General features: G+C 71.5%; 22 protein-coding genes and 1 riboswitch. Of the genes, 11 read left to right on the top strand and 11 right to left on the bottom strand.

Going from position 1 to position 24,629, the window contains the following annotated elements:
• Window positions 1–128 precede the first annotated feature (128 nt).
• The 6 genes from AC07AZ_RS24770 to AC07AZ_RS24795 all read left to right on the top strand — a co-directional run bounded on the left by AC07AZ_RS24770 (window position 129) and on the right by AC07AZ_RS24795 (window position 8,763).
• Window positions 129–392 carry a DUF3311 domain-containing protein gene (locus tag AC07AZ_RS24770; RefSeq protein WP_478851262.1) on the top strand — a complete coding sequence of 88 codons (264 nt, stop codon included), beginning with the start codon at window positions 129–131 and terminating at the stop codon, window positions 390–392.
• The gene (mctP, locus tag AC07AZ_RS24775; RefSeq protein WP_478851264.1) at window positions 389–2,017 is read left to right on the top strand and encodes a monocarboxylate uptake permease MctP; all 1,629 of its coding nucleotides are present in this window, start codon (window positions 389–391) and stop codon (window positions 2,015–2,017) included. The genes AC07AZ_RS24770 and mctP overlap by 4 nt, the downstream gene beginning before the upstream one ends.
• A gap of 125 nt (window positions 2,018–2,142) precedes the next feature.
• Window positions 2,143–2,308: riboswitch (cobalamin riboswitch) on the top strand.
• Window positions 2,309–2,427: 119 nt separating this feature from the next.
• Window positions 2,428–4,809: a ribonucleoside-diphosphate reductase subunit alpha gene (locus tag AC07AZ_RS24780; protein WP_478851266.1), complete on the top strand. Its 2,382-nt coding sequence runs from the start codon at window positions 2,428–2,430 to the stop codon at window positions 4,807–4,809.
• Window positions 4,809–5,825, top strand: a complete 1,017-nt coding sequence (locus AC07AZ_RS24785) for a ribonucleotide-diphosphate reductase subunit beta (protein WP_478851268.1) — start codon at window positions 4,809–4,811, stop codon at window positions 5,823–5,825. The genes AC07AZ_RS24780 and AC07AZ_RS24785 overlap by 1 nt, the downstream gene beginning before the upstream one ends.
• A gap of 287 nt (window positions 5,826–6,112) precedes the next feature.
• The gene (locus AC07AZ_RS24790) at window positions 6,113–8,185 is read left to right on the top strand and encodes a putative Ig domain-containing protein (protein ID WP_478851270.1); all 2,073 of its coding nucleotides are present in this window, start codon (window positions 6,113–6,115) and stop codon (window positions 8,183–8,185) included.
• 98 nt (window positions 8,186–8,283) lie between these two features.
• Complete coding sequence (locus AC07AZ_RS24795) at window positions 8,284–8,763, top strand: hypothetical protein (RefSeq protein ID WP_478851272.1); 480 nt, start codon at window positions 8,284–8,286, stop codon at window positions 8,761–8,763.
• Here AC07AZ_RS24795 and AC07AZ_RS24800 read toward each other — a convergent pair.
• Entirely contained in the window at window positions 8,724–8,942 is a 219-nt protein-coding gene (locus AC07AZ_RS24800) for a hypothetical protein (protein ID WP_478851274.1), read from the bottom strand. The two genes, AC07AZ_RS24795 and AC07AZ_RS24800, sit on opposite strands and share 40 nt — an antisense overlap.
• Window positions 8,943–9,035: 93 nt before the next feature.
• Between AC07AZ_RS24800 and AC07AZ_RS24805 the strand changes: the two genes are divergently transcribed.
• A complete protein-coding gene (locus AC07AZ_RS24805; protein WP_478851276.1) occupies window positions 9,036–9,998 on the top strand; it encodes a GlxA family transcriptional regulator in 963 nt (320 codons plus the stop codon).
• Window positions 9,999–10,002: 4 nt separating this feature from the next.
• On the opposite strand, the gene AC07AZ_RS24810 is transcribed toward AC07AZ_RS24805, so the two are convergent.
• From AC07AZ_RS24810 to AC07AZ_RS24855, 10 genes are all read right to left on the bottom strand, one after another.
• Window positions 10,003–11,376, bottom strand: coding sequence for a bifunctional albaflavenone monooxygenase/terpene synthase (locus AC07AZ_RS24810; protein ID WP_478851278.1), 1,374 nt, complete (start codon window positions 11,374–11,376; stop codon window positions 10,003–10,005).
• A complete protein-coding gene (gene cyc1 / locus AC07AZ_RS24815) occupies window positions 11,373–12,452 on the bottom strand; it encodes an epi-isozizaene synthase (protein ID WP_478851280.1) in 1,080 nt (359 codons plus the stop codon). The genes AC07AZ_RS24810 and cyc1 overlap by 4 nt, the downstream gene beginning before the upstream one ends.
• 281 nt (window positions 12,453–12,733) lie before the next feature.
• Window positions 12,734–13,384: a peptide deformylase gene (def, locus tag AC07AZ_RS24820; protein ID WP_478851282.1), complete on the bottom strand. Its 651-nt coding sequence runs from the start codon at window positions 13,382–13,384 to the stop codon at window positions 12,734–12,736.
• A gap of 148 nt (window positions 13,385–13,532) precedes the next feature.
• A complete protein-coding gene (locus tag AC07AZ_RS24825; RefSeq protein ID WP_478851284.1) occupies window positions 13,533–14,513 on the bottom strand; it encodes a tetratricopeptide repeat protein in 981 nt (326 codons plus the stop codon).
• A 101-nt stretch (window positions 14,514–14,614) separates the two neighbouring features.
• Complete coding sequence (locus tag AC07AZ_RS24830; RefSeq protein ID WP_478851286.1) at window positions 14,615–15,901, bottom strand: HD-GYP domain-containing protein; 1,287 nt, start codon at window positions 15,899–15,901, stop codon at window positions 14,615–14,617.
• Window positions 15,898–17,232: an HD-GYP domain-containing protein gene (locus tag AC07AZ_RS24835; protein ID WP_478851288.1), complete on the bottom strand. Its 1,335-nt coding sequence runs from the start codon at window positions 17,230–17,232 to the stop codon at window positions 15,898–15,900. Before AC07AZ_RS24835 ends, AC07AZ_RS24830 begins: the two co-directional genes overlap by 4 nt.
• Window positions 17,233–17,335: 103 nt before the next feature.
• Window positions 17,336–17,665, bottom strand: a complete 330-nt coding sequence (gene rsrA, locus AC07AZ_RS24840; RefSeq protein ID WP_478851290.1) for a mycothiol system anti-sigma-R factor — start codon at window positions 17,663–17,665, stop codon at window positions 17,336–17,338.
• The gene (gene sigR, locus AC07AZ_RS24845; protein WP_478851292.1) at window positions 17,662–18,354 is read right to left on the bottom strand and encodes an RNA polymerase sigma factor SigR; all 693 of its coding nucleotides are present in this window, start codon (window positions 18,352–18,354) and stop codon (window positions 17,662–17,664) included. The genes rsrA and sigR overlap by 4 nt, the downstream gene beginning before the upstream one ends.
• A 311-nt stretch (window positions 18,355–18,665) precedes the next feature.
• The gene (locus AC07AZ_RS24850; protein ID WP_478851332.1) at window positions 18,666–19,295 is read right to left on the bottom strand and encodes an alpha/beta hydrolase family protein; all 630 of its coding nucleotides are present in this window, start codon (window positions 19,293–19,295) and stop codon (window positions 18,666–18,668) included.
• Window positions 19,296–19,314: 19 nt separating this feature from the next.
• Window positions 19,315–20,130 (bottom strand): SOS response-associated peptidase, encoded by an 816-nt coding sequence (locus tag AC07AZ_RS24855; RefSeq protein ID WP_478851294.1) that lies wholly within the window; start codon window positions 20,128–20,130, stop codon window positions 19,315–19,317.
• 49 nt (window positions 20,131–20,179) lie between these two features.
• On the opposite strand from AC07AZ_RS24855, the gene AC07AZ_RS24860 reads away from it, so the two are divergent.
• The 4 genes from AC07AZ_RS24860 to AC07AZ_RS24875 all read left to right on the top strand — a co-directional run bounded on the left by AC07AZ_RS24860 (window position 20,180) and on the right by AC07AZ_RS24875 (window position 23,948).
• The gene (locus tag AC07AZ_RS24860) at window positions 20,180–20,902 is read left to right on the top strand and encodes a M50 family metallopeptidase (RefSeq protein WP_478851296.1); all 723 of its coding nucleotides are present in this window, start codon (window positions 20,180–20,182) and stop codon (window positions 20,900–20,902) included.
• A 157-nt stretch (window positions 20,903–21,059) separates the two neighbouring features.
• Window positions 21,060–22,400, top strand: coding sequence for a 3-phosphoshikimate 1-carboxyvinyltransferase (aroA, locus tag AC07AZ_RS24865; protein ID WP_478851298.1), 1,341 nt, complete (start codon window positions 21,060–21,062; stop codon window positions 22,398–22,400).
• 10 nt (window positions 22,401–22,410) lie between these two features.
• A complete protein-coding gene (rsgA, locus tag AC07AZ_RS24870) occupies window positions 22,411–23,421 on the top strand; it encodes a ribosome small subunit-dependent GTPase A (protein ID WP_478851300.1) in 1,011 nt (336 codons plus the stop codon).
• 203 nt (window positions 23,422–23,624) lie between these two features.
• On the top strand, window positions 23,625–23,948 hold the full coding sequence (locus AC07AZ_RS24875) for a DMT family transporter (RefSeq protein ID WP_478851302.1): 324 nt from the start codon (window positions 23,625–23,627) through the stop codon (window positions 23,946–23,948).
• Window positions 23,949–24,629: the final 681 nt, after the last annotated feature.

The raw sequence follows: 24,629 nt of genomic DNA on the forward strand, positions 1-24,629 counted from the left end.
GTCGGGTCGCGTCGGGCCAGGTGAGGATGTCGGGTCGATATCCGGACGGGGGCTTTCGCTGCCGTGACGCCGTCGCCTACATTGCCTGCGCATTGCCCAGGTGATCAGCGAGGGGACGGAGCCGCGCCATGTCCGATGTGCCCGAAGTACGACCACCGGTGGTGACACCGGTCCGCGTGGTCATCGCGCTGTGTCTGGCGGCGCCGTTCGTCGCGATGCTGTGGATCGGTTCGTACGCGAAGACGGACCCGGCGTTCATCGGGATCCCGTTCTTCTACTGGTACCAGATGCTGTGGGTGCTCATCTCCACGGCCCTGACGATGACCGCGTACGCGCTGTGGCGCCGTGACCAGCGCGCCCGCGCCGCACGGAACGGAGGCGCGTCGACGTGAACGACGGAGTCAACGGCGTCGCGCTCGGCGTCTTCATCTTCTTCTTCCTGGCCGTCACGGCCATGGGCTTCCTCGCCGCGCGCTGGCGCAAGGCGGAGAACGAGCACAGCCTCGACGAATGGGGCCTGGGCGGACGGTCGTTCGGCACCTGGGTCACCTGGTTCCTGCTCGGCGGCGACCTCTACACGGCGTACACCTTCGTCGCGGTGCCCGCGGCGGTCTACGCGGCCGGCGCGGCGGGCTTCTTCGCCGTCCCGTACACGATCCTGGTGTACCCGCTGATCTTCACGTTCCTGCCGCGCCTGTGGTCGGTCTCGCACAAGCACGGATACGTCACCACCTCGGACTTCGTGCGCGGCCGGTTCGGCTCCAAGGGCCTGTCGCTGGCGGTGGCCGTCACCGGCATCCTGGCGACGATGCCGTACATCGCGCTCCAACTGGTCGGCATCCAGGCCGTGCTGGACGTGATGGGCGTGGGCGGCGGGGAGAACACCAACTGGTTCGTGAAGGACCTGCCCCTGCTGATCGCCTTCGGCGTACTGGCCGCCTACACCTACTCGTCGGGACTGCGGGCGCCCGCGCTGATCGCGTTCGTGAAGGACGGGCTGATCTACGTCGTCATCGCGGTGGCGATCATCTACATCCCGATCAAGCTGGGCGGCTTCGACGACATCTTCGCCAAGGCCGGCGAGGCGTTCAGCCAGACCAACCCGGCGACGGGCAAACCGCGCGGGGCGCTGGTCCCGGCCGAGGCGGGACAGTGGACGTACGCCACCCTGGCGCTGGGCTCCGCCCTCGCCCTGTTCATGTACCCGCACTCGATCACGGCGACGCTGTCCTCGCGCAGTCGTGAGGTGATCCGCCGCAACACCACGATCCTGCCGCTGTACTCGCTGATGCTCGGCCTGCTGGCCCTGCTCGGCTTCATGGCGATCGCGGCCGGAGTCAAGGTCACCAACGGGCAGTTGGCGATCCCGCAGCTGTTCGAGAACATGTTCCCGGACTGGTTCGCGGGCGTCGCGTTCGCCGCGATCGGCATCGGCGCGCTCGTCCCGGCGGCGATCATGTCGATCGCGGCCGCGAACCTTTTCACCCGCAACATCTACAGGGACTTCATCAGGCCCGACGCGACACCCGCGCAGGAGACCAAGGTCTCCAAGCTGGTCTCGCTGCTGGTGAAGGTGGGCGCGCTGGTCTTCGTGCTGACCATGGACAAGACGGTGGCGATCAACTTCCAGCTGCTGGGCGGCATCTGGATCCTCCAGACCTTCCCGGCGCTGGTCGGCGGCCTCTTCACCCGCTGGTTCCACCGCTGGGCGCTGCTGGCCGGCTGGGCGGTCGGCATGGTCTACGGCACCTTCGCCGCGTACGGCGTCGCCTCCCCCACCCAGAAGCACTTCGGCGGCTCGGCCAAGGAGATCCCCGGCATCGGGGAGATCGGCTACATCGGTCTGACGGCGTTCGTGCTGAACCTCGTCGTCACGGTGGTCCTCACCTTCGCGCTGAAGGCGGCGAAGGCCCCCGACGGCATCGACGAGACCCGGCCGCAGGACTACACGGCGGACGCGGGCGACCCGGGCGTGGAGGTGGAGCTGCCCCCGGCCACGGCGGGCACCGCGCACTGACCCGAGGACCTGTCCGACAGCGGGGCGCCGGAGCGTCTCCGGCGGCCCGCAGCCGTGTCCCCCACCTCGCCGCCGCACTCCGCCCGTGGACGCCCGGACACGCTCCGAAGCCGACAGGACACAACATCTGGGGGTGCAACTGCGGCCCGGCACAAGATGTATGCTCATGCTCGCTGTCGCCGCAGGGGAATCCGGTGCGAATCCGGAACTGTCCCGCAACGGTGTACTCATGCGCGCATATCCGCGTACGAGACTCAAGTCCGAGCACCTGCCGACAGTGGCGCCCGGCCGTCCGGCCGGGCCGCCAGGACGTCCGGGCCTCGTGGAATGGGCCGGTGGACGCGACGCCGCGCGCGCTCGCGAGCTGCCCCCTTCCGCAAGGCCCCGTGCCGAGCGAGGGAGAGCCCCACGTGACCATCGCGCCAGCCGAACCGGCCTCAGCGACAGCCGACCCCGTGGCCGACGACGGCCCCAGAGCCGCGCTGCTGCGGACCCTGACCGGGCTGACCGCCGACCTCCCCGACGCCGACCCCGGCCGGGTCGCCGCCGCAGCCCTGCGCGGCCGGTCCGCGCGGGCGGACACTGCGGAACTGCGGGAGCTGGCGACCGAGGCCGCGGCAGGTCTCATCTCCGAGGACCCCGCCTACTCGAAGCTGGCCGCCCGGCTGCTCACCCTGAGCATCACCGCGGAAGCCGCCTCGCAGGGCGTCACCACGTTCACCGAGTCGGTCGCGGTCGGACACCGCGAGGGACTTCTCGCCGACCGCACCGCCGAGTTCGTCCGCGTCCACGCCGACCGCCTCGACGCCCTCGTCGACCCCAGGGCCGACGACCGCTTCGGCTACTTCGGCCTGCGCACCCTGCACAGCCGCTACCTGCTCCGGCACCCGATCACCCGTCAGGTCATCGAGACACCGCAGCACTTCATGCTGCGGGTCGCCAGCGGCCTCGCGGAGGACGACACCGCACGCTCCCTGGACGAGGTCGCCGCGCTCTACGGGCTCATGAGCCGGCTCGACTACCTCCCCTCCTCCCCCACGCTCTTCAACTCCGGCACCCGCCACCCCCAGATGTCGTCCTGCTACCTCCTCGACTCCCCGCTGGACGAACTGGACTCCATCTACGACCGCTACCACCAGGTCGCCCGCCTCTCCAAGCACGCCGGCGGCATCGGCCTGTCCTACTCCCGCGTCCGCGCCCGCGGTTCACTGATCCGGGGTACCAACGGGCACTCCAACGGCATCGTCCCGTTCCTCAAGACCCTGGACGCCTCGGTCGCCGCCGTGAACCAGGGCGGCCGGCGCAAGGGCGCCGCCGCGGTCTACCTGGAGACCTGGCACTCCGACATCGAGGAGTTCCTGGAACTGCGCGACAACACCGGCGAGGACGCCCGCCGTACGCACAACCTCAACCTCGCGCACTGGGTCCCCGACGAGTTCATGCGCCGGGTCGACACGGACGGCCAGTGGTCGCTGTTCTCCCCCGCCGACGTGCCGGAACTCGTCGACCTGTGGGGCGCGGAGTTCGACGCCGCCTACCGCCGGGCGGAGGCCGCGGGCCTCGCGCGCCGGACCCTGCCGGCCCGCGACCTGTACGGCCGCATGATGCGCACCCTCGCGCAGACCGGCAACGGCTGGATGACCTTCAAGGACGCGGCCAACCGCACCGCCAACCAGACGGCCGAACCCGGCCACGTGGTCCACTCCTCCAACCTGTGCACCGAGATCCTGGAGGTCACCGACGACGGGGAGACGGCGGTCTGCAACCTCGGGTCGGTCAACCTGGGCGCGTTCGTGGACCCGGCGGCCCGGGACGTCGACTGGGAGCGGCTGGACGCGACGGTCCGCACCGCCGTCACCTTCCTCGACCGGGTCGTCGACATCAACTTCTACCCGACCGAGCAGGCCGGCCGCTCCAACGCCAGATGGCGCCCGGTGGGCCTCGGCGTCATGGGCCTCCAGGACGTCTTCTTCCAGCTGCGCCTGCCCTTCGACTCACCGGCCGCGAAGGCGCTGTCCACGCGCATCGCCGAGCGCGTCATGCTCGCCGCGTACGAGGCGTCCGCCGACCTCGCCGAGCGCAACGGCCCGCTGCCGGCCTGGGACAAGACCCGTACCGCCCGGGGCGTGCTGCATCCCGACCACTTCGACGCGGAGTTCACCTGGCCGGAGCGCTGGGCGGCCCTGCGCGAGCGGATCGCGGCCGTCGGCATGCGCAACTCGCTGCTGCTCGCGATCGCGCCCACCGCCACCATCGCCTCGATCGCCGGCGCCTACGAGTGCATCGAGCCGCAGGTCTCCAACCTCTTCAAGCGCGAGACCCTGTCGGGCGAGTTCCTCCAGGTCAACTCCTACCTGGTGCGGGACCTGAAGGAGCTGGGCGTCTGGGACGCGCGCACCCGTGAGGCGCTGCGCGACGCGAACGGCTCGGTGAGCGGCTTCACCTGGATCCCCGAGGACGTACGCGCCCTGTACCGCACGGCCTGGGAACTCCCGCAGCGCGGCCTGATCGACATGGCCGCCGCCCGCACCCCGTTCCTGGACCAGGCCCAGTCACTGAACCTCTTCCTGGAGACACCGACCATCGGCAAGCTCTCCTCGATGTACGCCTACGCCTGGCGGTCGGGCCTGAAGACGACGTACTACCTGCGCTCGCGCCCGGCGACCCGCATCGCCCGCGCGGCCCGCGCCCAGGCACAGCCGGAACCCGCCGTCCCCCTCCAGCAGGCCGCCGACCCCGACGCCGTCGCCTGCTCCCTTGAGAACCCCGAGTCCTGCGAGGCCTGCCAGTAATGACCGCCGACACCACCAAGAACCTGCTCGACCCGGGCTTCGAACTCACCCTGCGTCCCATGCGCTACCCCGACTTCTACGAGCGCTACCGGGACGCCATCAGGAACACCTGGACCGTGGAGGAGGTCGACCTCGCCTCCGACGTGTCGGACCTGGCGAAACTCTCGCCCGGCGAGCAGCACATGATCGGCCGGCTGGTCGCGTTCTTCGCGACGGGCGACTCCATCGTGGCGAACAACCTGGTGCTGACCCTCTACAAGCACATCAACTCCCCCGAGGCGCGCCTGTATCTGAGCAGGCAGCTCTTCGAGGAAGCGGTACACGTCCAGTTCTACCTGACGCTGCTGGACACCTACCTGCCCGATCCGGAGGACCGCGCGGCGGCCTTCGCGGCGGTGGAGAACATCCCCTCCATCCGCGAGAAGGCGGAGTTCTGCTTCCGCTGGATGGACTCGGTCGAGAAACTCGACCGCCTGGAGACCCGCGCCGACCGCCGCCGCTTCCTCCTCAACCTGATCTGCTTCGCCGCCTGCATCGAGGGCCTCTTCTTCTACGGCGCGTTCGCCTACGTCTACTGGTTCCGCAGCCGGGGTCTGCTGCACGGACTGGCCACGGGGACGAACTGGGTCTTCCGCGACGAGACGATGCACATGTCCTTCGCCTTCGAGGTGGTCGACACCGTCCGCAAGGAGGAGCCGGACCTCTTCGACGACCAACTCCGGGACCAGGTAACGGACATGATCCGGGAGGCCGTCGAGGCGGAGCTGCAGTTCTCCCGCGACCTCTGCGGCGACGGCCTGCCCGGCATGAACACCGAGTCGATGCGCCAGTACCTGGAGTGCGTCGCGGACCAGCGGCTCACCCGGCTCGGTTTCGCCCCCCTCTACGGCTCCGAAAACCCCTTCTCCTTCATGGAGTTGCAGGGCGTCCAGGAACTGACGAACTTCTTCGAGCGGCGCCCGTCGGCGTACCAGGTCGCGGTGGAGGGGACGGTCGACCTCGACGAGGACTTCTGACGCTCCGGAAGCCCCCCAGGCTTCGGACGGCCCATGGAGCATCCATGGGCCGTCCATGGACCCCTTATGGAGCGGCAAAGTTCTCCCGGCGCCGCTATCCGCGCCGCACGGGCCCCGGATACGTTCTGGCCGTTCTGTCATGTCACCCACAACGACACCGCACGGCGGCATCACAGGACGCCAGAAGTGTCATGCCCATGACGGCATCGCGCCCCGCCGCCGCTACGCGCGTCACAGGCCTGCCACCAGCGTCGAGATCCCCACTCCCACGACGGAGGCAGTACCCCATGCGTCAGACGCACACCGGTAAGTCCAGGCGGAGCCCGCGAAGACTCCTGGCCGCCGCCCTGCCCGCCCTCGCGCTCAGCCTCGCGGGGCTCGTCGCGGCACCGGCGCACGCGGCGCCCGCCGCCACCCACACCTCCCGCGCCACCCAGAACGCCAAGGCCCTCACCGCCCCCTCGGCGCAGGCCGTCCACGCCACCGGCAAGGCCGGGCAGAAGGTGCCGACCACACGTCTGTGCGGCACCCCGGCCCCCGGTCACGCCTCCTGCTTCGCGCAGCGGCGCACCGACATCCGGCAGCGGCTGGCCGCGGCCGTCTCCGCGGACGCCGCCGCCGCGGTCTCCGGCCTCAGCCCGGCCAACCTGCACAGCGCGTACAACCTGCCCTCGACCGGCGGTTCCGGTCTGACGGTCGCGGTGGTCGACGCCTACAACGACCCCAACGCCGCCGCCGACCTGGCCACCTACCGCTCCCAGTTCGGACTGTCGGCCTGCACCAAGGCCAACGGCTGCTTCAAGCAGGTCAGCCAGACCGGTTCGACCACCTCGCTGCCCACCAACGACACCGGCTGGGCGGGTGAGGAGGCGCTGGACATCGACATGGTCAGCGCGGTCTGCCCCAACTGCAACATCATTCTGGTCGAGGCCAGTTCGGCGAACGACTCCGACCTCGGCACCGCCGAGAACGAGGCCGTCGCGCTGGGAGCGAAGTTCGTCTCCAACAGCTGGGGCGGCGACGAGTCCTCCGCCCAGACCGGCGAGGACACCTCCTACTTCAAGCACCCGGGCGTCGCCATCACCGTGTCCTCCGGCGACTCCGCGTACGGCGCCGAGTACCCGGCGACCTCGCAGTACGTGACGGCCGTCGGCGGCACCGCGCTGTCCACCTCGTCCAACTCCCGCGGCTGGAGCGAGTCGGTGTGGAAGACGAGCAGCACCGAGGGCACCGGCTCCGGCTGCTCCGCGTACGACCCGAAGCCGAGCTGGCAGACCGACACCGGCTGCTCCAAGCGCATGGAGGCGGACGTCTCGGCGGTCGCCGACCCCGCGACCGGCGTGGCCGTGTACGACACCTACGGCGGCTCGGGCTGGGCGGTCTACGGCGGTACGAGTGCCTCCGCGCCGATCATCGCGGGCGTGTACGCGCTGGCCGGCACCCCGGGCAGCGCCGACTACCCGGCCAAGTACCCCTACACCCACACCTCGGCCCTCTACGACGTCACCAGCGGCAGCAACGGCAGCTGCTCCCCCTCCTACTTCTGCACCGCGGCCACCGGCTACGACGGCCCGACCGGCTGGGGCACCCCCAACGGCACCAGCGCCTTCACCTCAGGCAGCAGCACCGGCAACACGGTGACCGTCACCAACCCGGGCAGCCGGACCACCGCCACCGGCGGCTCGGTCAGTCTCCAGATCTCCGCCTCGGACAGCGCGGGCGCGACCCTGACGTACAGCGCGAGCGGTCTGCCGACGGGGCTGTCGATCAACGGCTCGACCGGGCTGATCTCCGGCACGGCGACCACGGCCGGCACCTACAGCACCACGGTCACGGCCACCGACAGCACGGGCGCCTCCGGCTCGGCGTCCTTCACGTGGACGGTGGGCGCCTCGGGCGGTGGCTGCACCTCGGCGCAGCTGCTCGGCAACCCGGGCTTCGAGTCGGGCTCCACCACCTGGAGCACCAGCAGCGGGGTCATCACCAGCTCCGCGAGTGAGGCGGCGCACGGCGGCTCCTCCTACGCCTGGCTGGACGGCTACGGCTCCGCCCACACCGACACGCTGTCCCAGTCGGTGACGGTGCCCAGCGGCTGCAAGGCGACGCTGACCTTCTACCTGCACGTCGACTCGGCCGAGACGAGCACCACCACGGCTTACGACAAGCTCACGGTCACCGCCGGCTCGACCACGCTGGCGACCTACTCCAACCTGAACAAGGCCACCGGGTACGTCCAGAAGAGCGTCGACCTGTCGTCGTTCGCCGGCTCCGGCAGTGTCACGCTGAAGTTCGGCGGGGTCGAGGACTCCTCGCTCCAGACCAGCTTCGTCATCGACGACACCGCCGTCACGACGAGCTGATCACCGCTCCGCACCGGGTCCCGGCCGCGTCGGCGGTCGGGGCCCGGGTGGATCCGGTCGGGCGGCCGACACGTCCCAGGGGATAAGGAGGTCGCCCCATGAGCAGAACCGTCCAGCACCGGATCGCCGCCCTCGCGGCGGTGGCACTCGCCCTCGCCGGCTGCGGCACGCAGGCCGGAACGGGAAGCGAACCAGGCCGCGGCAGCGGCAGTAGCAGTACCAGTAGCAGTGCGGCCCCCACGGGGGGCTCCGCCGCGGCCTGTGCGGCGCGGCCGGCCCTCGACGCGGGCGACAGCGGCCGCAGGGTCTGCCTGCCGGCCGGTGGGGTGATCCGGGTCGCCCTGGACGGCACCGCCGCCCGGCCCTGGTCGACGGTCGCCGCCGACGGCCCCGGCCTCAGGGCCGTCAACAGCGGTGTCGTCCTGCTGCCCGGTGACGCCTCCGCCGCCTTCGAGGCGGTGTCGGCCGGGACGGTCCGGATCTCCGCGTCCCGGCCGCTGTGCGCCTCCGCGGCCGGCCGTGTCGCCTGCAAGGGGCTTCAGGAGTGGTGGGTGACGGTGGTGGTGACGAAGCGCTGAGACCGCGTCCGTCCGGGGCGGGCGGGGGCCGGATCCCGGTGGGACCGCTCCGCCTGCTTGATCTGCCGTTCGATCCGCCGGTCGTGCACGATGCCGATCACCGCGGGGGTGACCATGAACACCAGCAGCCCGAGAACGGTCAGCATTCCGATGAGAGCCTGCGCGTGTGTCGTATCCATGTACAAGAGTCTTGCGCCGGACACTCCTTACCAACAGTGGCAGGACTGCCGTAGGGCCTCGATTTACTGCCACTTTCGAGGCACACTGGTCGCATGTTGCGAAACGTGGCCGCGGTCATCCTGAACGGCGTGAACCCCTTCGAACTCGGCGTCGCGTGCGAGGTGTTCGGCACCGACCGCAGCGACGACGGACTGCCCGTGTACGACTTCGCGGTGGTCTCGGCCGAGGGGCCGACGCTGCGCTCGCGGGCGGGCTTCAGCCTGCACACCGAACACGGCCTGGAGCGGCTGGAGGAGGCCGACCTCATCGCCGTACCGGCCGGGGAGAACTACGAGTCCCGCGACTTCCCGCCCGAACTCCTGGCGGCGCTGCGCCGCGCGACGGCCCGCGGCGCCCGGGTACTGAGCGTCTGCTCCGGCGTCTTCCTGGTCGCCGCGGCCGGGCTGCTGGACGGCAGGCGCTGCGCCGTGCACTGGCACCAGGCGGAGGCGCTCGCACGCCGGTACCCGCACGTCACCGTCGAGCCGGACGTGCTGTACGTCGACGAGGACCCGGTCATCACCTCGGCCGGCACCGCCGCGGGCATCGACGCGTGTCTGCACCTCGTGCGCAAGGAGCAGGGCACCGAGGTCGCCAACAAGATCGCCCGGCGGATGGTCGTACCACCGCACCGGGACGGCGGACAGGCACAGTACATCGAGCGGCCACTGCCCCGGTCCTCCTGCGACACCGTCGGTGACGTGCTGGTGTGGATGGCGGAGCACCTCGACGAGGAGGTCACCGTCGAGCAGCTCGCCGACCGCGCCCACATGTCCCCGCGCACCTTCGCCCGCCGCTTCCAGCAGGAGACGGGGACGACGCCCTACCGCTGGATCCTGCGCCAACGGGTGCTGCTGGCCCAGCGGTTGCTGGAGGAGACGGACGAGACGATGGACGCGATCGCGGGCCGAACCGGGTTCGGCACCGCGGCCGCTTTGCGCCATCAGTTCAACAACGCGCTGGGCACCACCCCGAACGCCTACCGGCGCACGTTCCGGGGGCCGGAGGCGGCCTGAGCGGTCACCGCCGGGGCACCGGCCGCAGCAGCAACCGGTGCGGACGCAGGGTGATGCCCACGCGTATGGCGTCGCGGGAACCGGACACCTGTTCGAAGCGGTACTTCGTGGCCAGCGCCGCCGTGAGGAGCGTCAGCTGCGTCATCGAGAAGTGGTCGCTCGGGCACTTGCGGTTGCCCACGCTGAACGGGCTCATGGCGTGCTTCGGCACCTCCCGCACCCGGTCCGGAAGCCAGCGGTCGGGGTCGAACTCCAGGTTCCGCGCATACGAACGCGCGTCGCGCTGGATGGCGTACGGGCTGTACACGATGTCGGCCCCAGCCGGAATGCGATAGCCGCCGAGTTCCGTGTCACTGACCGCCCGACGCGTCAATATCCATACCGCGGGACGCAAACGCATGGACTCGACGACGACATTGTTCGTGTGCGTGAGCCTGCGGACGTCCTCGAATCCCACCGGGCGTCCTCCGGTGACGGCTTCGACCTCCGCGCACACCTTGTCCCCGTGTTCCGGATGTTCGGCCAGCGCCTGCAACAGCCACATGATCGTGGACGCGATGGTTTCACTGCCGGGCGTGAGGATGGCGACCACTTGGTCGTGGATCTCCTGTTCCCCGATGGGGTCGCCATTGTCGTCCTTCGCCTCCAGCAATGCCGTCAGCAAATCGTCCGGCTTTTGACCAGATGCCCGCCGCTCGGCCACGATCTCGTCGACGACGAGATGCAAATCGGCCAGCGCGCGGTTGAATGTGCGGTTGGCCGGGAGAGGCAGCCGGTAGAGCGGTCCGAGCGGGATCACCATCCGCCGGTACATGCCCCGGAAGACGGTGGCCAGCGCGACGCACAACCGCTCCGCCCGCTCGTCCATGTAGTCGCCGCGCAGCAGACAACGGGCGGCCACGCGCACGGCGACCCGGAAGGACTCGGAGGTGCAGTCGATGGTCTCGCCCGACTGCCAGCGGGCGGCCAGCGCGTGCGCCTCCTCCTCCATGATCGGGCCGTACGCCGGGATCGCGTCGAGCCGGAAGGCGGGCTGGATGGTGCGCCGCTGGCGCCGGTGCAGCGGCCCGTTGGCCGTCGCGACGCCCTCCTTGCCGAGCAGTCCCTCCAGCGACTCCCACAGCGGCCCCGCGATGATGAAGTCGGGGTTCAGCGCGAGGGCTCCGGTGAGCGCCGGCGCGGTGACGGCGTACACCGTCTTGGGCCCGAGCCTCAGCCGCAGGACGTCTCCGTGGTCGCGCAGGCCGGCCATGAAGGCCAGCGGGTCGCGGACCAGCTGCCAGCCGTGGCCGAGGCCCGGGACGCCGCCGCCCGCCAGGGGCGGCTCCCGCAGTTCGCGGACCGCGGGGGATTCGGGTTGCACGGACTCGACGGTCATTTCTCACCTGCCGCTTCGTTGTTGACGTACGGGGGCGTGGACCGGTCGTCCCAGCTGTCGACCATGTACCGGCCGGACTCGTGGTGGAACCAGTAGACGGAACTGAACCAGTTGCGCATATTGCCGAGGCAGGCCCGCACGGCGGTGCCGAGTTCCTTTCCGTGTACCGCGCCGTCACCGAGTTCGTCGGCGAAACGTAATGCCTCGCGTTCGGCCACGAGGAATTCGTCGACGCATTCCTCGACCCGGCGCCTGAGATCCCCGACGGCCTCTTCCAGGGTCATACCCTCGTGCGTGATGAGGCTGAGTCCGAGGTTGTGCACCTCGTCACCCGCTATTTCTTTCGGGAGGGAGCACAGGTCGTTGTACCAGGCGGCGAATTCCTGACTGAGCAGGGCCGCCCGCCGATAGGCCGGGTGTTTCCGCACCGGGTCGGGAAGGACGAGTCCCGCGCTCGGTTCGAGCAGATCGGTCCAGATCCAGTGGGCGAAAGTGAGGCGGCGCAGGGCCAGGTACTCCTCGACCGTGGGCACCCTCTGGGTGGTGCGGTTGTGGAACTCCCGGTCGTAGGCGTCGATCACCTCGTGGAAGTGGCGGGCGAACCGCGCGTTCCACGCTCCGGGCAGGAACGAGTAGAGCCGCACCATGGAGTCCGCGAAGGCGGCGACCAGCGGATCCTGGTGCCGCAGGTGGTCGTGCGGGGCGTCGAGGGCCGCGTGCAGGCAAAACCGCAGTCGCCGCCAGGCGCCGGCCCTGCCGTGCACGATGTCGCGGTCGTGACGGTCGTCCCAGACGAAGAACCACGCGCTGTAGTCGGCTATCGCCTGGAGGACGTCGTCGGAGGCGGAGGTGTAGTAGCCCGCCATCAGGTCCGTATAGCACAGGCCGTCGGCATATTCCGTCACCTTGTCCGGTGGCATGAGCCGTTTCTCCAGGAGCCAGGTACGCGTCTTCTCCTGGAGCCTGGGCCAATACGGGTGCAGTTGCCTGGGAAACGCTGTCTCGATCACCGGGAGAGAGAGCGAAGGAGGAACCGCGATCGCCGTCGGTGTGGTGCTGTGTGGGAAAGCATGCACGAACAAACCCCTCTCAGCCGCCAGTCGCACACGCCCCTCCCGCCGTACCCGGGCGTGCGCCGTTGCGTATCCCCTCACACTCCATTCAGCCCTACAACTGACCGTTCTGGGAACGGATTTGCTTCATTCACTACCCCACAGTGCCCCGCCGGTCCCCGTCTGTGACTGATTACGGATCACCGAACGAGCGCAGACGATCGGACGTGCGACGCACAGACGCACGACGCCTGTTCAGGACGGGAGACCTGAACAGGCGTCGGGAGTACGGGGACGGTGGGGCGTCAGTCGTTGGCGACCACGGGGTAGCGGGGCTCGTTCTCGGCCATCTGCCGCAGCGCGTCCTTGCGTTCACGCTTGGAGAGCCGGTCGATGTAGAGGTACCCGTACAGGTGATCGGTCTCGTGCTGCAAACACCGAGCGAAGTAACCGGTGCCGCGCACCCTGACCGGCGCGCCCCGCTCGTCCTGTCCGGTCACCTCGGCGTAGTCGGGGCGGGCCAGCGGCGCGTAGGCGGTGGGCACCGACAGACAGCCCTCGTTGCTGTCGTCCAGCCGGCGCCGGTCGGCGGGCAGGTCGACCACCTTCGGGTTGCAGACCACGCCGACGTGCCGCCTGCCCTCGTCGTCCATGCAGTCGTAGACGAAGACCTTCAGGTCCACGCCGATCTGGTTGGCGGCCAGGCCCACGCCCTCGGCGGTGCGCTGCGAGGCGAACATGTCCGCGACCAGCTGCTGGAGCTCGTCGCCGAAATCGGTGACGTCCCTGCACTCCTTGTGCAGGACCGGGTTGCCGACGACCGTGATCGGCCGCGAGGTGCCGCGCTCACGCCAGGCGTTCTCGCGCTCCTCGGTGTCCTCCGTGTCGACGACGAAGCCCTCGTCGTCCACGGGGAGCACGCCCGCGTGCTGCTGATCGGTGTCCTGCTGCGCCATGACCGACGTACGCCTTCCTAGAAAAACAGGGGGTGCATGCTGGATACAGGGTACGGGGCGCCTGCCTCGCGGCGGCGCGGGCCGGTTGCGGCGGGCGGGCCCGGCCGCGGGGGCGCGGGCGGCCACGACGGGCGCCCGGCGGCCTGCGTCAGCACACCTCTTCGAGGTCCCGCCAGTCCCGAGCGTCCGGGCTGTCGGCGACCCAGCCGTCCAGCAGGCCCCTCACCAGGGAGGCCGGCGCGGCCAGCCCGCACTCCCGCTCGGGCACCCACAGCTGCCCGTCCGTCCGGTGCCCGAGCGGTCCGGGATGGCCCGGCTCGCTGTGGTCGTGCGGGTCGAGGTGTTCGCCGTCGCCCTCGTCGGACGGCATCCGCGACTCGGAGCACATCCGGCACAGCAGCCGTACGGACGACGACCAGTCCTCCGCGGCGAAGCCGGCGTCGGCGGCGAGCTGCTCCAGCGCGTCCCGGTCCGCCTCCGTGGCGGCCTCCAGGAGAACCACCCAGGTGGGGACGGGTGAGGGCGCCCACAGCTCGATCTCGTCGAACACCGGGTAGGCGTGCCCGGCGGCGGTGGTCCGCTCGCCGTGCGGCACCCCGTCGTGCAGCACGACCTCACCCCAGCGCCGCCCGGAGGACGGCAGCGGAATGGACAGCACCTCGACGCGGGCGGGGTCCAGCCGCCGCCCCCACACCACTTCGGCCTCCCCCTCGGGCGACAGCCGTACGGCCGCGCTGCCCAGGTCCATGCCGAGGGGCTCACCGGCCGCGGTGGCACCGCCGGGCACCCGCAGCCCGTACGCCTGCCAGGCCCGCCGGGCCAGCGGCCAGTCCTGCAGGGCGGTGGCGGCGATGCCCACGTTCCACCAGTCGGGCGCCCCGGTCTCCCGGTCGAGCAGGGCGACGGCACGCAGTCCGGCCGCGCGGGCCTGCTCCCAGTCGTGCCGGAACTTGTGCAGCAGGGCGAGGTTGAACCAGGACTCCGACAGCCAGGGCTCCAGATCGGCGGCCCGTGTGAGCAGCGCGCCGGCGTCCTCGTACCGGCCGTCGCCGATGAGGGTGAACGCGCGGTCGGTGGCCTGCCGCCAGGAGGCGGAGGGCCGGTGCCGTCCCTTGCCGAAGATCCTCACGATTCCGCCTGCCAGTTCCGTGGAGTGGGCTGGCTGCCCCCGGACACCCTTTCCATCGCATCCAACCACGTACCGCTGGAAGGGCGCTCATTACCCATGGGTTACCCAGCCACGGGCAGGGTAAGACAGTCCCGGGACAGGACCCGGGCCAGGGCTTCCACGACCTCCGGCGCGTAGTCCCCGGCGGTCGCCAGGCGCAGTTCCTCCAGCGCGGTCAGCGGACCGCCGGGCCCGGCGTCGCGGACCTTCTCGTCGTAGGCGTTCACGACCCGCACGATCCGCGCGGCCGTCGGCTGCTCCCCGCAGGGGTCGGCCTGCCGCTCCACGACCACGGCGACCGCCGCGTCGACGCCGGTCTGCCGGACGACGGCACCGCCGAGCAGCGCGATCCGCCGCTGCTCGTCGACGGACAGCCCGGCGGTGGCTCCGGCCGGCACCGGATCGACCAGGCTGAGCTGCCCGATGTCGTGCATGAGGGCCGCGTACTCCAGCACGGTCAGTGCGGGTCCGGACAGGCCGAGGTCGCGTCCGACGGCCTTGCTGAGCGCGGCCACCCGCCGGGCGTGACCGGCCGGGGTGTAGCCGGCGACCTCGGTGGCGCGGGCGAGGGAGGCGATGGTCTGCCGGTAGGTGGTCCGGACGGCCGCGTACCGCCGGAAGGACAGCTGGGCGAGGAGCAGCGGCAGCGAGAACACCGGCAGCGCCCAGAGCCCGACCACGGCGACGGCGAGGGCCATCACCGCTCCGGTCGCGATGACGGCGGAGCCGATCCCGAGCAGCGCCCGCAGTTCGTCGCGCAGCAGCGGGCCGAAGGGCCGGCGAGTGCGGGAGTGGGCCAGCGCGGCGGCCAGGACGGCGTCGCACAGCGCGGTGAGGGACAGCAGCGCGAGCAGCGACACCGCGTGGGCGGACCCGGCCCGGAGCTCCGACACCCCCTCGGGGTGCAGGGGTTGGCAGCACACGGCCGCGAATCCGGTGGTCAGCACGCGCCGGGCGAGATGGTCGGAGGTCGTCTGCTGCCCGCGCGCGATGTGCGGCACGCTGCCGAGGAGCGTGCCGGCCAGAACCACGGCCACGACCTGGGCGACACCGTGGTGCGTGGGCTGCCCCGCGTCCGCCGCGACCAGCGCGTACGACAGGGCGCCCGCGGCCCCGAGCGGCGCGGCCTCCCCGACCCGGACGCCGGGCGGTGAGGTCTCCTCGCCGGAGCGGGGGCAGCAGCGCGGGAGGGTGAGCTCACCGACGGTGACGAACAGGCCGAACGCGAGGGCGAGGGGCCGTTCGGCGAGGCCGCCGGCGCGCACCACGGTGAGCAGGGCGAGGGCACCGAGGAGGGCGGCGGCGGCATGGACGAGGGTGCGCGGGCGAGGGGGCCGGCGCGCACTCATCGCCGGGTCTCCGGCAGGCTCGGGACCGGCGGGCGGGGGTGGGGCGGGCGGGTCTCGTCGCCGGTCGCGACGGGGTGCCAGCCGTGCCGGGTCAGTGCCCGCAGCAGGGCCGTCACCATGCGGGGGTCGAACTGGCTGCCGGCGCAGCGGCCCAGTTCCGCGAGCGCCGCGTCCACGGGCCGGGCCCTGCGGTAGGAGCGGGTGGAGGTCATCGCGTCGAAGGCGTCGGCGACGGCGACCACCCGCGCGGACTCGGGGATCTGGCTGCCGGCGAGGCCGTAGGGGTATCCGCTGCCGTCGAGCCGCTCGTGGTGGTGCAGGACGGCCGCCCGGGCCTCGCCGAGGAAGGAGATCCCGCGGACCATCTCGTGCCCGTACTCGGGGTGCAGTTCGATCACCCGGCGTTCCTCGGGGGTGAGCGGCCCGTCCTTGCGCAACAGGCGGGTGGGGACGCCCAGTTTCCCCACGTCGTGCAGGATGCCGGCGAAGCGCAGCACCTCGACCCGCTCGTCGTCCATGCCGAGTTCGCGGGCGATCATCATGGACGCCTGGCCGACCCGCTCGCTGTGCCCGCGCGTGTAGCCGTCCTTGATGTCGACGGCCTGCACCAGCGCGCGGATGGTCGCCCGGTGCGCGGCCCGCTCGCGGTGGTACTGGGCGAACGCCCACCAGGAGACACCCATCGGGCACAGCACGAGCAGCGCGGCGACCGGGCCGTAGGGGCTGCGCCACAGCACGGCCATCATCAGCCCGGCTAGCCCGTGAACGGCGACCGGTGCCAGGGTCCGCGGGAACGGCCCCCGCCAGATCCGCCGCGCCGCCCCGCGCGGCCCGGTGGGCACGGGCGGGCCCCCGGCGGCCCGCGCCCCGAGGCCGCCCTCCAGGAGGCAGAGCACGACGCAGAAGGCCAGTACGGCGGCTGCGGCGGGCACCAGCGCGTAGGGGAAGTCGGGCACGGCGACCGCGTCCCGTCCGCCGAGCGCGCCCTGCGCCCGGGCCGCCGCCCACACCGCGAGGACGAGCTGGGCGGCCCGCCAGGTCCGCCGCAGGCCCCGCGGTGGATCGTCGACCGGGGACAGCAGCGCCCCCGGTACCGCGACGAGGGCCGCGGCGGCCGGGGGCAGCAGGAAGGCTCCCGCGAGCAGTACGGGGAAGAAGGTTCCGGCGAACTGCCAGCGGGCGGCGACCCGTTCGCAGCCCCCGTAGACCACGGCGAGCAGGAGGACCGCCGGCCAGGGCGCGTGTGCGGCCGGCAGCTCCCGCAGAGACAGCAGCGCGACGGCGGCGACACCGAGGACGTAGACACGGGCCCGTGCCGGAACGGTCTCCATCACGCGCCTCCCCCGGCCGTCGCGGCTCCGGTGGGGAGCCTAGAACGGCGGGCGGGGGGTCCGCGGGCTCAAGCCCCGGGGATTAGCACGGACGAGTGACGACTCACCGCTTCGGGGCGGGAGTTCGGGACTCCTGCGACGCCGGGGCGGTGGAGATGTCGTGCTCCGGCACGGCCTGCCCGGAGCGGATCAGGTCGATCCGCCCCATGACCTTGGCGCGCAGGTCCGTCGGCACGTCGTCCTGTCCGCAGCAGCGCTTGACGAGCTTCTTCACCGCCTGCTCCAGGCCGTACTTCTCCAGGCACGGCGAGCACTCCTCGAAGTGGTGCTCGAACTTGGTGCAGTCGGAGTCGGGCATCTCATGGTCGAGAAACTCGTAGAGATGATCCAGGATCTCGCTGCAATCCGTCTCGTGCGGCTCTCCGCAGCTCATGAGCCCGAGCCTTTCGCTTCGTTCGACTCTCCGGCACCGGCCGGGACCAGTCCGCGGTCACGGGCGTAGTCCTCGAGCATGCCGCGCAGTTGACGGCGGCCCCGGTGCAGCCGGGACATCACCGTACCGATGGGTGTCCCCATGATGTCCGCGATCTCCTTGTACGCAAAGCCCTCGACGTCCGCGAGGTAGACCGCGATGCGGAATTCCTCGGGGATCGCCTGCAGCGCCGACTTCACGTCCGAGTCGGGCAGGTGGTCGAGCGCCTGCGACTCCGCCGAGCGCAGACCGGTCGACATGTGCGACTCGGCGCGCGCCAGCTGCCAGTCCTCGATCTCCTCGGCCGCACTGCGCTGGGGCTCGCGCTGCTTCTTGCGGTAGGAGTTGATGAACGTGTTCGTCAGGATCCGGTACAGCCACGCCTTGAGGTTGGTGCCCTCCCGGAACTGGTGGAAGGACGCGTACGCCTTGGCGTACGTCTCCTGCACCAGGTCCTCGGCGTCGGCCGGGTTGCGCGTCATGCGCAGCGCGGCCGAGTACATCTGGTCGAGGAACTCGAGCGCGTCCCGCTCGAAGCGCGCGCTGCGCTCGGCGGACGATTCCGTCGTCACGTCGCCCGTGCCCCGGCCCTCGGGCTGCTCCGCCTGGCCGTGTTCGGTCCCTGCGTCGGTCCCAGTGACCGGACCCACCTCCTCGAATGTCCGGACGGGACCGAAACCGGTCCCATCAGAATCGGAGGATAGACGACGATCCGGTCCGCCCGCCGCCCGAACCGGGACGGTCCTCGCCGCGTGCAGCACTGTCCAGTCCAGGTCAGCTCGGCTGCCGCGGGCCGCGTCGGATCCCGCCGGACGAAGCCCGCTCACGGTCTGATCGTGGGCGACGGGCGGGCAGATGGTCGAACCCATGCGGCGGACTTCCTCTCCTACGACGTCGGCGCTGGTGCTTCAGCACTTCTGTCCGCCTCAACAGTGGGCCGGTGCGCGGCATTCCCGAAGCTTTACCCGAGTGACCCGCTCCACCGCACCACCGCGTCCGTGATCAGCGTCATGGCCTGGTCCTGGGTGAGCTCCGCCCGCTTCGGTACGGCGAAGCCGTGATCGCCGTGCGCCACCCCGACCAGTTCGTACGTCCCCTCGGGGAACTCCTCGGGTTTCCCGAAGGGGTCGTTGCCGCCCTGGACGACGAGGGTGGGCACGCCCGACCCGAGCAGTTCGGCCGCGCGGGACTTCTCCGGCCTGCCCGGCGGGTGCAGCGGGAAGCTGAGGGCCAGGACGGCGTGCGCGCCGAGCTCCACGGCCGTACGGCAGGCGACCCTGGCGCCCGCGCTGCGGCCGCCGGAGATCACGGGTGGTCCGGGCGCGGTCAGCGCCGGCCACACGCCCCGCCAGCCCACGTCCAGGGTCTTCGGCGCGGGGGCCACCTTCCGGCCGGCCACCCGCCAGGGCTGCTCCACCAGCGCGACGGTCACTCCGTGCGCGGGCAGCACCGCCGCCAGCGCCTGGAGGTCGCGGGCCCCGACACCGCCGCCGGCGCCGTGGCCGACGGCGAGCACGAGCCGGGGCCTCCTCGCCGTATGCCAGGTGATACGGGCGTCCCCGGCGTCCGTCCCGACGATCTCACTGGTCACGTTGGTCACGTTGGTCACGTCAGAAGAGTGTGCCCTCCTCCGGCCCCTCCAGCTGCTTCAGCAGCTCCGGTCCGTTGTTGCGGACGTTGCTGACCGCGGTGGACACCGGATACGCCCGCAGCAGTCCCGCGGGCGGCGGTTCCAGCAGCGACCGGACGTCGTCGGTGTCCGTCCGCGCCGGGTCGAGCCACGCGTCCCAGCGGTCCGGTGTCAGCATCAGCGGCATCCGCGGGTGGATGTCCGCCAGCGTGTGCGGGCCCTCCTGCGGGGCCGCCGCCAGCGGGGTCGTCTCGGCCTCGGTGGTGATGACGGAGCACGTCGCCCACCATGCCTGCGGGTGGTCGTCGGGCAGGGTCCGGTCCCGCCAGAACTCGTACAGGCCGGCCATCGCGAACACCGATCCGTCGGCGGGAAGCACGAAGTACGGCTGCTTGCGGGGCCGTTTCCGCCGGCCCTCGACCTCCAGGTCCCGCTCCTGGGTGCCGGTGACCCACTCGTAGTAGCCGTCGGCGGGGACCAGGCAGCGGCGGGCGGTCAGGGCCCTGCGGAACGACGGCTTCTCGTGGACCGTCTCCGCGCGCGCGTTGATCATCCGGGCGCCGCCCTCGGGCGTCTTCGACCAGGACGGCACGAGTCCCCACCTGAGCCTGCGCAACTGACGAACCGGCCTCGGGTCGGCGGCGTCCCTCACAGGACGGTCCAGGATCACGTGGACCTCTTTGGTCGGAGCCACGTTGAAGTCCGGCTCCAGGGTCTCCTCGGGCTCCCACTTCTCGACCTCAAAGATTCCTGCGAGATCCTCTGGCCTACGACTCGCCGCATACCGTCCGCACATACGTGCCACACTGCCAGATTCGCCACGCCAGAGGGAGCCACCGCCGAACATGCTCACCACCGCAACCGAACCGCTCGCCTCCCTCTGGGACGAGGTCTTCGGCAGCCAGCCCGACCCCGACCTGTGGGTGGTCGTCGCGACTCTCGTGGCGGCGCTCGCCGTGGTCGTGCCGCACGGCCTGTGGCGTCTGTCGCGCAACGCCATCACCATCGCCCACGAGGGCGGCCACGGTCTGGTCGCGCTGCTCACCGGCCGCACCCTCACCGGTATCCGGCTGCACTCGGACACCAGCGGTCTCACGGTCAGCCGCGGCAAGCCGTACGGCATCGGCATGATCCTGACCGCGGCCGCCGGCTACACCGCTCCCCCGCTGCTCGGCCTCGGCGCCGCCGCGCTGCTCGCCGCCGGGCACATCACCGCGCTGCTGTGGCTGGCCACGGCCCTGCTGGTGGCGATGCTGGTGATGATCCGCAACGCCTACGGCGCGCTGACCGTGATCCTCACCGGGGGCATGTTCGTGCTGGTGTCCTGGCTGGCCGGCCCGCAGGTCCAGGCCGCGTTCGCGTACGCCGTGGTGTGGTTCCTGCTGGTCGGCGGGGTGCGCCCGGCCTTCGAACTCCAGGCGAAGCGCAGCCGCGGCGGAGCGGGCGACTCGGACGCGGACCAGCTGTCGCGGCTCACCCACGTGCCGACGGGGCTGTGGCTGTTCCTGTTCCACGCGGTGTCGCTGTGCTCCCTGATAGGCGGCGGCCGGTGGCTGCTCGACGTGTGAGACACCCGGGGCTCCGGTCCCCCGCAGGGGTGCCGGGCCGGTCCTGATGCGCACCCGCGCCACGCCGACCCGACCAGCCACGACACTCCCGTCACCGGGCGCCGACCCGGGGCCCCGGGCCAGGCCCGCCACCGCGCACGCCCACTAAAGTGGGGTCATGCCCGTTAACCCCGCACACTCCGCCCTCTGGCCCGCCCCGCACGCGAGCGGAGCCGTCGACGCGACCGTCCACGTGCCCGGGTCCAAGTCGGTCACCAACCGTGCCCTGGTGCTCGCCGCCCTCGCCTCCGAGCCGGGCTGGCTGCGCCGCCCCCTGCGCTCCCGCGACACCCTGCTGATGGCGGGCGCGCTGCGCGCGATGGGCATCGGCATCGAGGAGACGGTGTCGTCCAGTTCCTCCGGTGCGGCCGCCGTGGGCGGCTCCGGCGAGGCCTGGCGGATCATCCCGTCGGGTCTGCGGGGCCCGGCCACGATCGACGTCGGCAACGCCGGCACGGTGATGCGCTTCCTGCCGCCGGTCGCCGCGCTCGCCGACGGCCCCATCCACTTCGACGGCGACCCGAGGTCGTACGAGCGTCCCCTGCACGGCGTGATCGACGCGCTGCGCACCCTCGGCGCCCGCATCGACGACGACAACCGCGGCGCCCTCCCGCTGACCGTGCACGGCAGCGGCGCCCTGGACGGCGGTCCGGTCGAGATCGACGCGTCCTCGTCCTCGCAGTTCGTCTCGGCGCTGCTGCTGTCCGCTCCGCGCTTCAACCAGGGCGTCGAGGTCCGGCACACCGGCTCCGCCCTCCCCTCCCTGCCGCACATCCGGATGACCGTGGACATGCTGCGCTCGATCGGCGCCCAGGTGGACACCCCGGAGTCGGGCGGCGAGCCGAACGTCTGGCGGGTCACGCCCGGCGCCCTGCTCGGCCGGGACCTGACGGTCGAGCCGGACCTCTCCAACGCCCAGCCGTTCCTGGCGGCGGCCCTGGTGACCGGCGGCAAGGTGGTCGTCCCGGACTGGCCGGCCCACACCACCCAGCCGGGCGACCGGCTGCGCGAGATCTTCACCGAAATGGGCGGCGCGTGTGAACTCACCGAGTACGGCCTGGTGTTCACCGGCTCGGGCTCGGTCCACGGCATCGACGTGGACCTGAGCGAGGTCGGCGAGCTGACCCCGGGCATCGCGGCGGTCGCGGCCCTCGCGGACTCCCCTTCGACGCTGCGGGGCGTGTCGCACCTGCGCCTGCACGAGACGGACCGGCTGGCCGCGCTCACCAAGGAGATCAACGAACTCGGCGGTGACGTGACCGAGACGGCCGACGGCCTCCACATCCGCCCGCGCCGGCTGCACGGCGGTATCTTCCACACCTACGAGGACCACCGCATGGCCACGGCCGGCGCGATCCTCGGGCTGGCGGTGGAGGGCGTGCAGATCGAGAACGTGGCGACGACGGCCAAGACCCTCCCGGACTTCCCCGACCTGTGGGCCGGGATGCTCGGGGCGTAGGGACTTCGCCATGCGCCGCTACGGCAAGAACACCGACGAGGACGACATCCGCTCCCGCCCCAACCGCAAGGGCAACCGGCCTCGCACGCACATCCGCCCCAAGCACGAGGACGCCGCCGACGGCATGGTCCTCACCGTCGACCGCGGCCGCCTGACATGCCTGGTCGAGGACCGGATCGTGCTGGCGATGAAGGCCCGGGAGCTCGGCCGGAAGGCGGCCGTGGTCGGCGACCGGGTGGACATCGTCGGCGACCTGTCCGGCACCAAGGACACCCTCGCCAGGATCGTCCGCATCCAGGAGCGCACGTCCGTGCTGCGCCGCACCGCGGACGACGACGACCCCTACGAGCGCGTGGTGGTCGCCAACGCCGACCAGCTGGCGATCGTCACGGCCCTGGCCGACCCGGAGCCCCGCCCGCGTCTCATCGACCGCTGCCTGGTGGCGGCCTACGACGCCGGTCTCGAGCCCCTGCTGGTCATGACCAAGTCGGACCTGACCCAGCCGGACAAGCTGCTGGAGCTGTACGGCCACCTGGACATCCCCTACGTCGTCACCAGCCGCGAGGAACTGGAGAACGGCGACGCGGCGGAGCGCGTGCGGGAGCAGCTCGAAGGCAAGATCACGGCGTTCGTCGGGCACTCGGGCGTCGGCAAGACGACCCTGGTCAACGCGCTGGTCCCGAAGGACCGGCGCCGGCTGACCGGCCATGTGAACGCGGTGACCGGCCGCGGCCGCCACACCACGACCTCGGCCCTGGCCCTGCCGCTGGGTGACGACGCGGGCTGGGTCGTGGACACCCCGGGCGTGCGTTCCTTCGGTCTCGCCCACATCGACCCGTCCCGGGTGATCAACGCCTTCCCCGACCTGGAGCCGGGCACCGAGGGCTGCCCGCGCGCGTGCAGTCACGACGAGCCGGACTGCGCGCTGGACGACTGGGTCGCCGAGGGCCACGCCGACCCCGCCCGCCTGTACTCCCTGCGCCGCCTGCTGTCGACGCGGGAACGGACGGAGGGGGACTGAGGGCCGGCCCTCGGGCCCGGGGTGCCCCGGGTCCCCGGGCCGGCTCGTGCCGGGGTACCCCGCATGCGCGGCTGACCTGCGCGTTGTTTGTCCGCACCCGGGCAAGGTAAGGGCATACTCGCAGCGAGCCGGATCCAGCCGGCCACAGCCCGACGAGGCGGTCACTCGATGCTGGGACGCGTGGACATACGGGAGGACAGCACATGGCGTGGCTGCTGGTCGTCGTCGCGGGGATGCTCGAGACCGGTTTCGCCGTCTGTCTGAAGCTGTCGCACGGCTTCACCAGACTCTGGCCGACCGTCGCCTTCTGTGTCTTCGCCCTCGGCAGCTTCGGTCTGCTGACCCTCTCCCTGCGCAAACTCGACGTGGGCCCCGCCTACGCCGTGTGGACCGGCATCGGCGCGGCCGGCACCGCGATCTACGGCATGATCTTCCTCGGCGACCTGGTGTCGACGCTGAAGATCGTCTCGATCTGCCTGGTGATCACCGGCGTCATCGGCCTCCAGCTCTCGGGCTCGGCCCACTGACCCGCGGCCTGGCCGGGTCCGGCACTTCCGGCCCGGCGGGCGACGCCGAGCGCCGGACGCGACCCGGCTGGTGCGTCAACTGCCTGGATCGAGCCGCCCGTACGAGTCCACCCACGCCGGTGTGGCTCGGCGGGGCCGCGGCACAGGACGGGCTCGGGACGTCAACTGCCGGGACAGAGCCGCCCGTACGAGTTCACCCACGCCGGTGTCGCCCGGCGGGGCCGCGACACAGGGCAGGCTCAGGACGTCAACTGCAGCCGACGAGAAGTTCGTACGAGTTCACCCGCGCCACCCTCACCCGGCGGGCCGCGACACAGCACAGGCTCAGGACGTCAACTGCCGGGACAGAGCCGCCCGCACGAGTTCACCCACGCCGGTGTCGCCCGGCGGGGCCGCGACACAGGGCAGGCTCAGGACGTCAACTGCAGCCGGCGAGAAGTTCGTACGAGTTCACCCGCGCCGCCCTCACCCGGCGGGCCGCGACACAGCGCGGGCTCAGGACGTCAACTGCCGTGACAGAGCCGCCCGCACGAGTTCACCCGCGCCGGTGTCGCCTGGCGGGGCCGCGACACAGGACAGGCCCGGGACGTCAACTGCAGCCGGCGAGAAGTTCGTACGAGTTCACCCGCGCCGCCCTCACCCGGCGGGCCGCGACACAGCGCGGGCTCAGGACGTCAACTG

The sequence above is a fragment of the Streptomyces sp. NPDC043878 genome (genome assembly GCF_056435735.1).

What these genes read in the sequence shown, in the direction of transcription:
- def (WP_478851282.1), bottom strand. Translation starts at nt 13,384, where the DNA reads ATGGCGCAGCAGGACACCGATCAGCAGCACGCGGGCGTGCTCCCCGTG.
- AC07AZ_RS24810 (WP_478851278.1), bottom strand. Translation starts at nt 11,376, where the DNA reads ATGACCGTCGAGTCCGTGCAACCCGAATCCCCCGCGGTCCGCGAACTG.
- AC07AZ_RS24770 (WP_478851262.1), top strand. Translation starts at nt 129, where the DNA reads ATGTCCGATGTGCCCGAAGTACGACCACCGGTGGTGACACCGGTCCGC.
- AC07AZ_RS24800 (WP_478851274.1), bottom strand. Translation starts at nt 8,942, where the DNA reads ATGGATACGACACACGCGCAGGCTCTCATCGGAATGCTGACCGTTCTC.
- AC07AZ_RS24860 (WP_478851296.1), top strand. Translation starts at nt 20,180, where the DNA reads ATGCTCACCACCGCAACCGAACCGCTCGCCTCCCTCTGGGACGAGGTC.
- AC07AZ_RS24855 (WP_478851294.1), bottom strand. Translation starts at nt 20,130, where the DNA reads ATGTGCGGACGGTATGCGGCGAGTCGTAGGCCAGAGGATCTCGCAGGA.
- AC07AZ_RS24790 (WP_478851270.1), top strand. Translation starts at nt 6,113, where the DNA reads ATGCGTCAGACGCACACCGGTAAGTCCAGGCGGAGCCCGCGAAGACTC.
- AC07AZ_RS24835 (WP_478851288.1), bottom strand. Translation starts at nt 17,232, where the DNA reads ATGGAGACCGTTCCGGCACGGGCCCGTGTCTACGTCCTCGGTGTCGCC.
- AC07AZ_RS24805 (WP_478851276.1), top strand. Translation starts at nt 9,036, where the DNA reads ATGTTGCGAAACGTGGCCGCGGTCATCCTGAACGGCGTGAACCCCTTC.
- aroA (WP_478851298.1), top strand. Translation starts at nt 21,060, where the DNA reads ATGCCCGTTAACCCCGCACACTCCGCCCTCTGGCCCGCCCCGCACGCG.
- AC07AZ_RS24785 (WP_478851268.1), top strand. Translation starts at nt 4,809, where the DNA reads ATGACCGCCGACACCACCAAGAACCTGCTCGACCCGGGCTTCGAACTC.
- AC07AZ_RS24830 (WP_478851286.1), bottom strand. Translation starts at nt 15,901, where the DNA reads ATGAGTGCGCGCCGGCCCCCTCGCCCGCGCACCCTCGTCCATGCCGCC.
- AC07AZ_RS24795 (WP_478851272.1), top strand. Translation starts at nt 8,284, where the DNA reads ATGAGCAGAACCGTCCAGCACCGGATCGCCGCCCTCGCGGCGGTGGCA.
- rsgA (WP_478851300.1), top strand. Translation starts at nt 22,411, where the DNA reads ATGCGCCGCTACGGCAAGAACACCGACGAGGACGACATCCGCTCCCGC.
- AC07AZ_RS24875 (WP_478851302.1), top strand. Translation starts at nt 23,625, where the DNA reads ATGGCGTGGCTGCTGGTCGTCGTCGCGGGGATGCTCGAGACCGGTTTC.
- rsrA (WP_478851290.1), bottom strand. Translation starts at nt 17,665, where the DNA reads ATGAGCTGCGGAGAGCCGCACGAGACGGATTGCAGCGAGATCCTGGAT.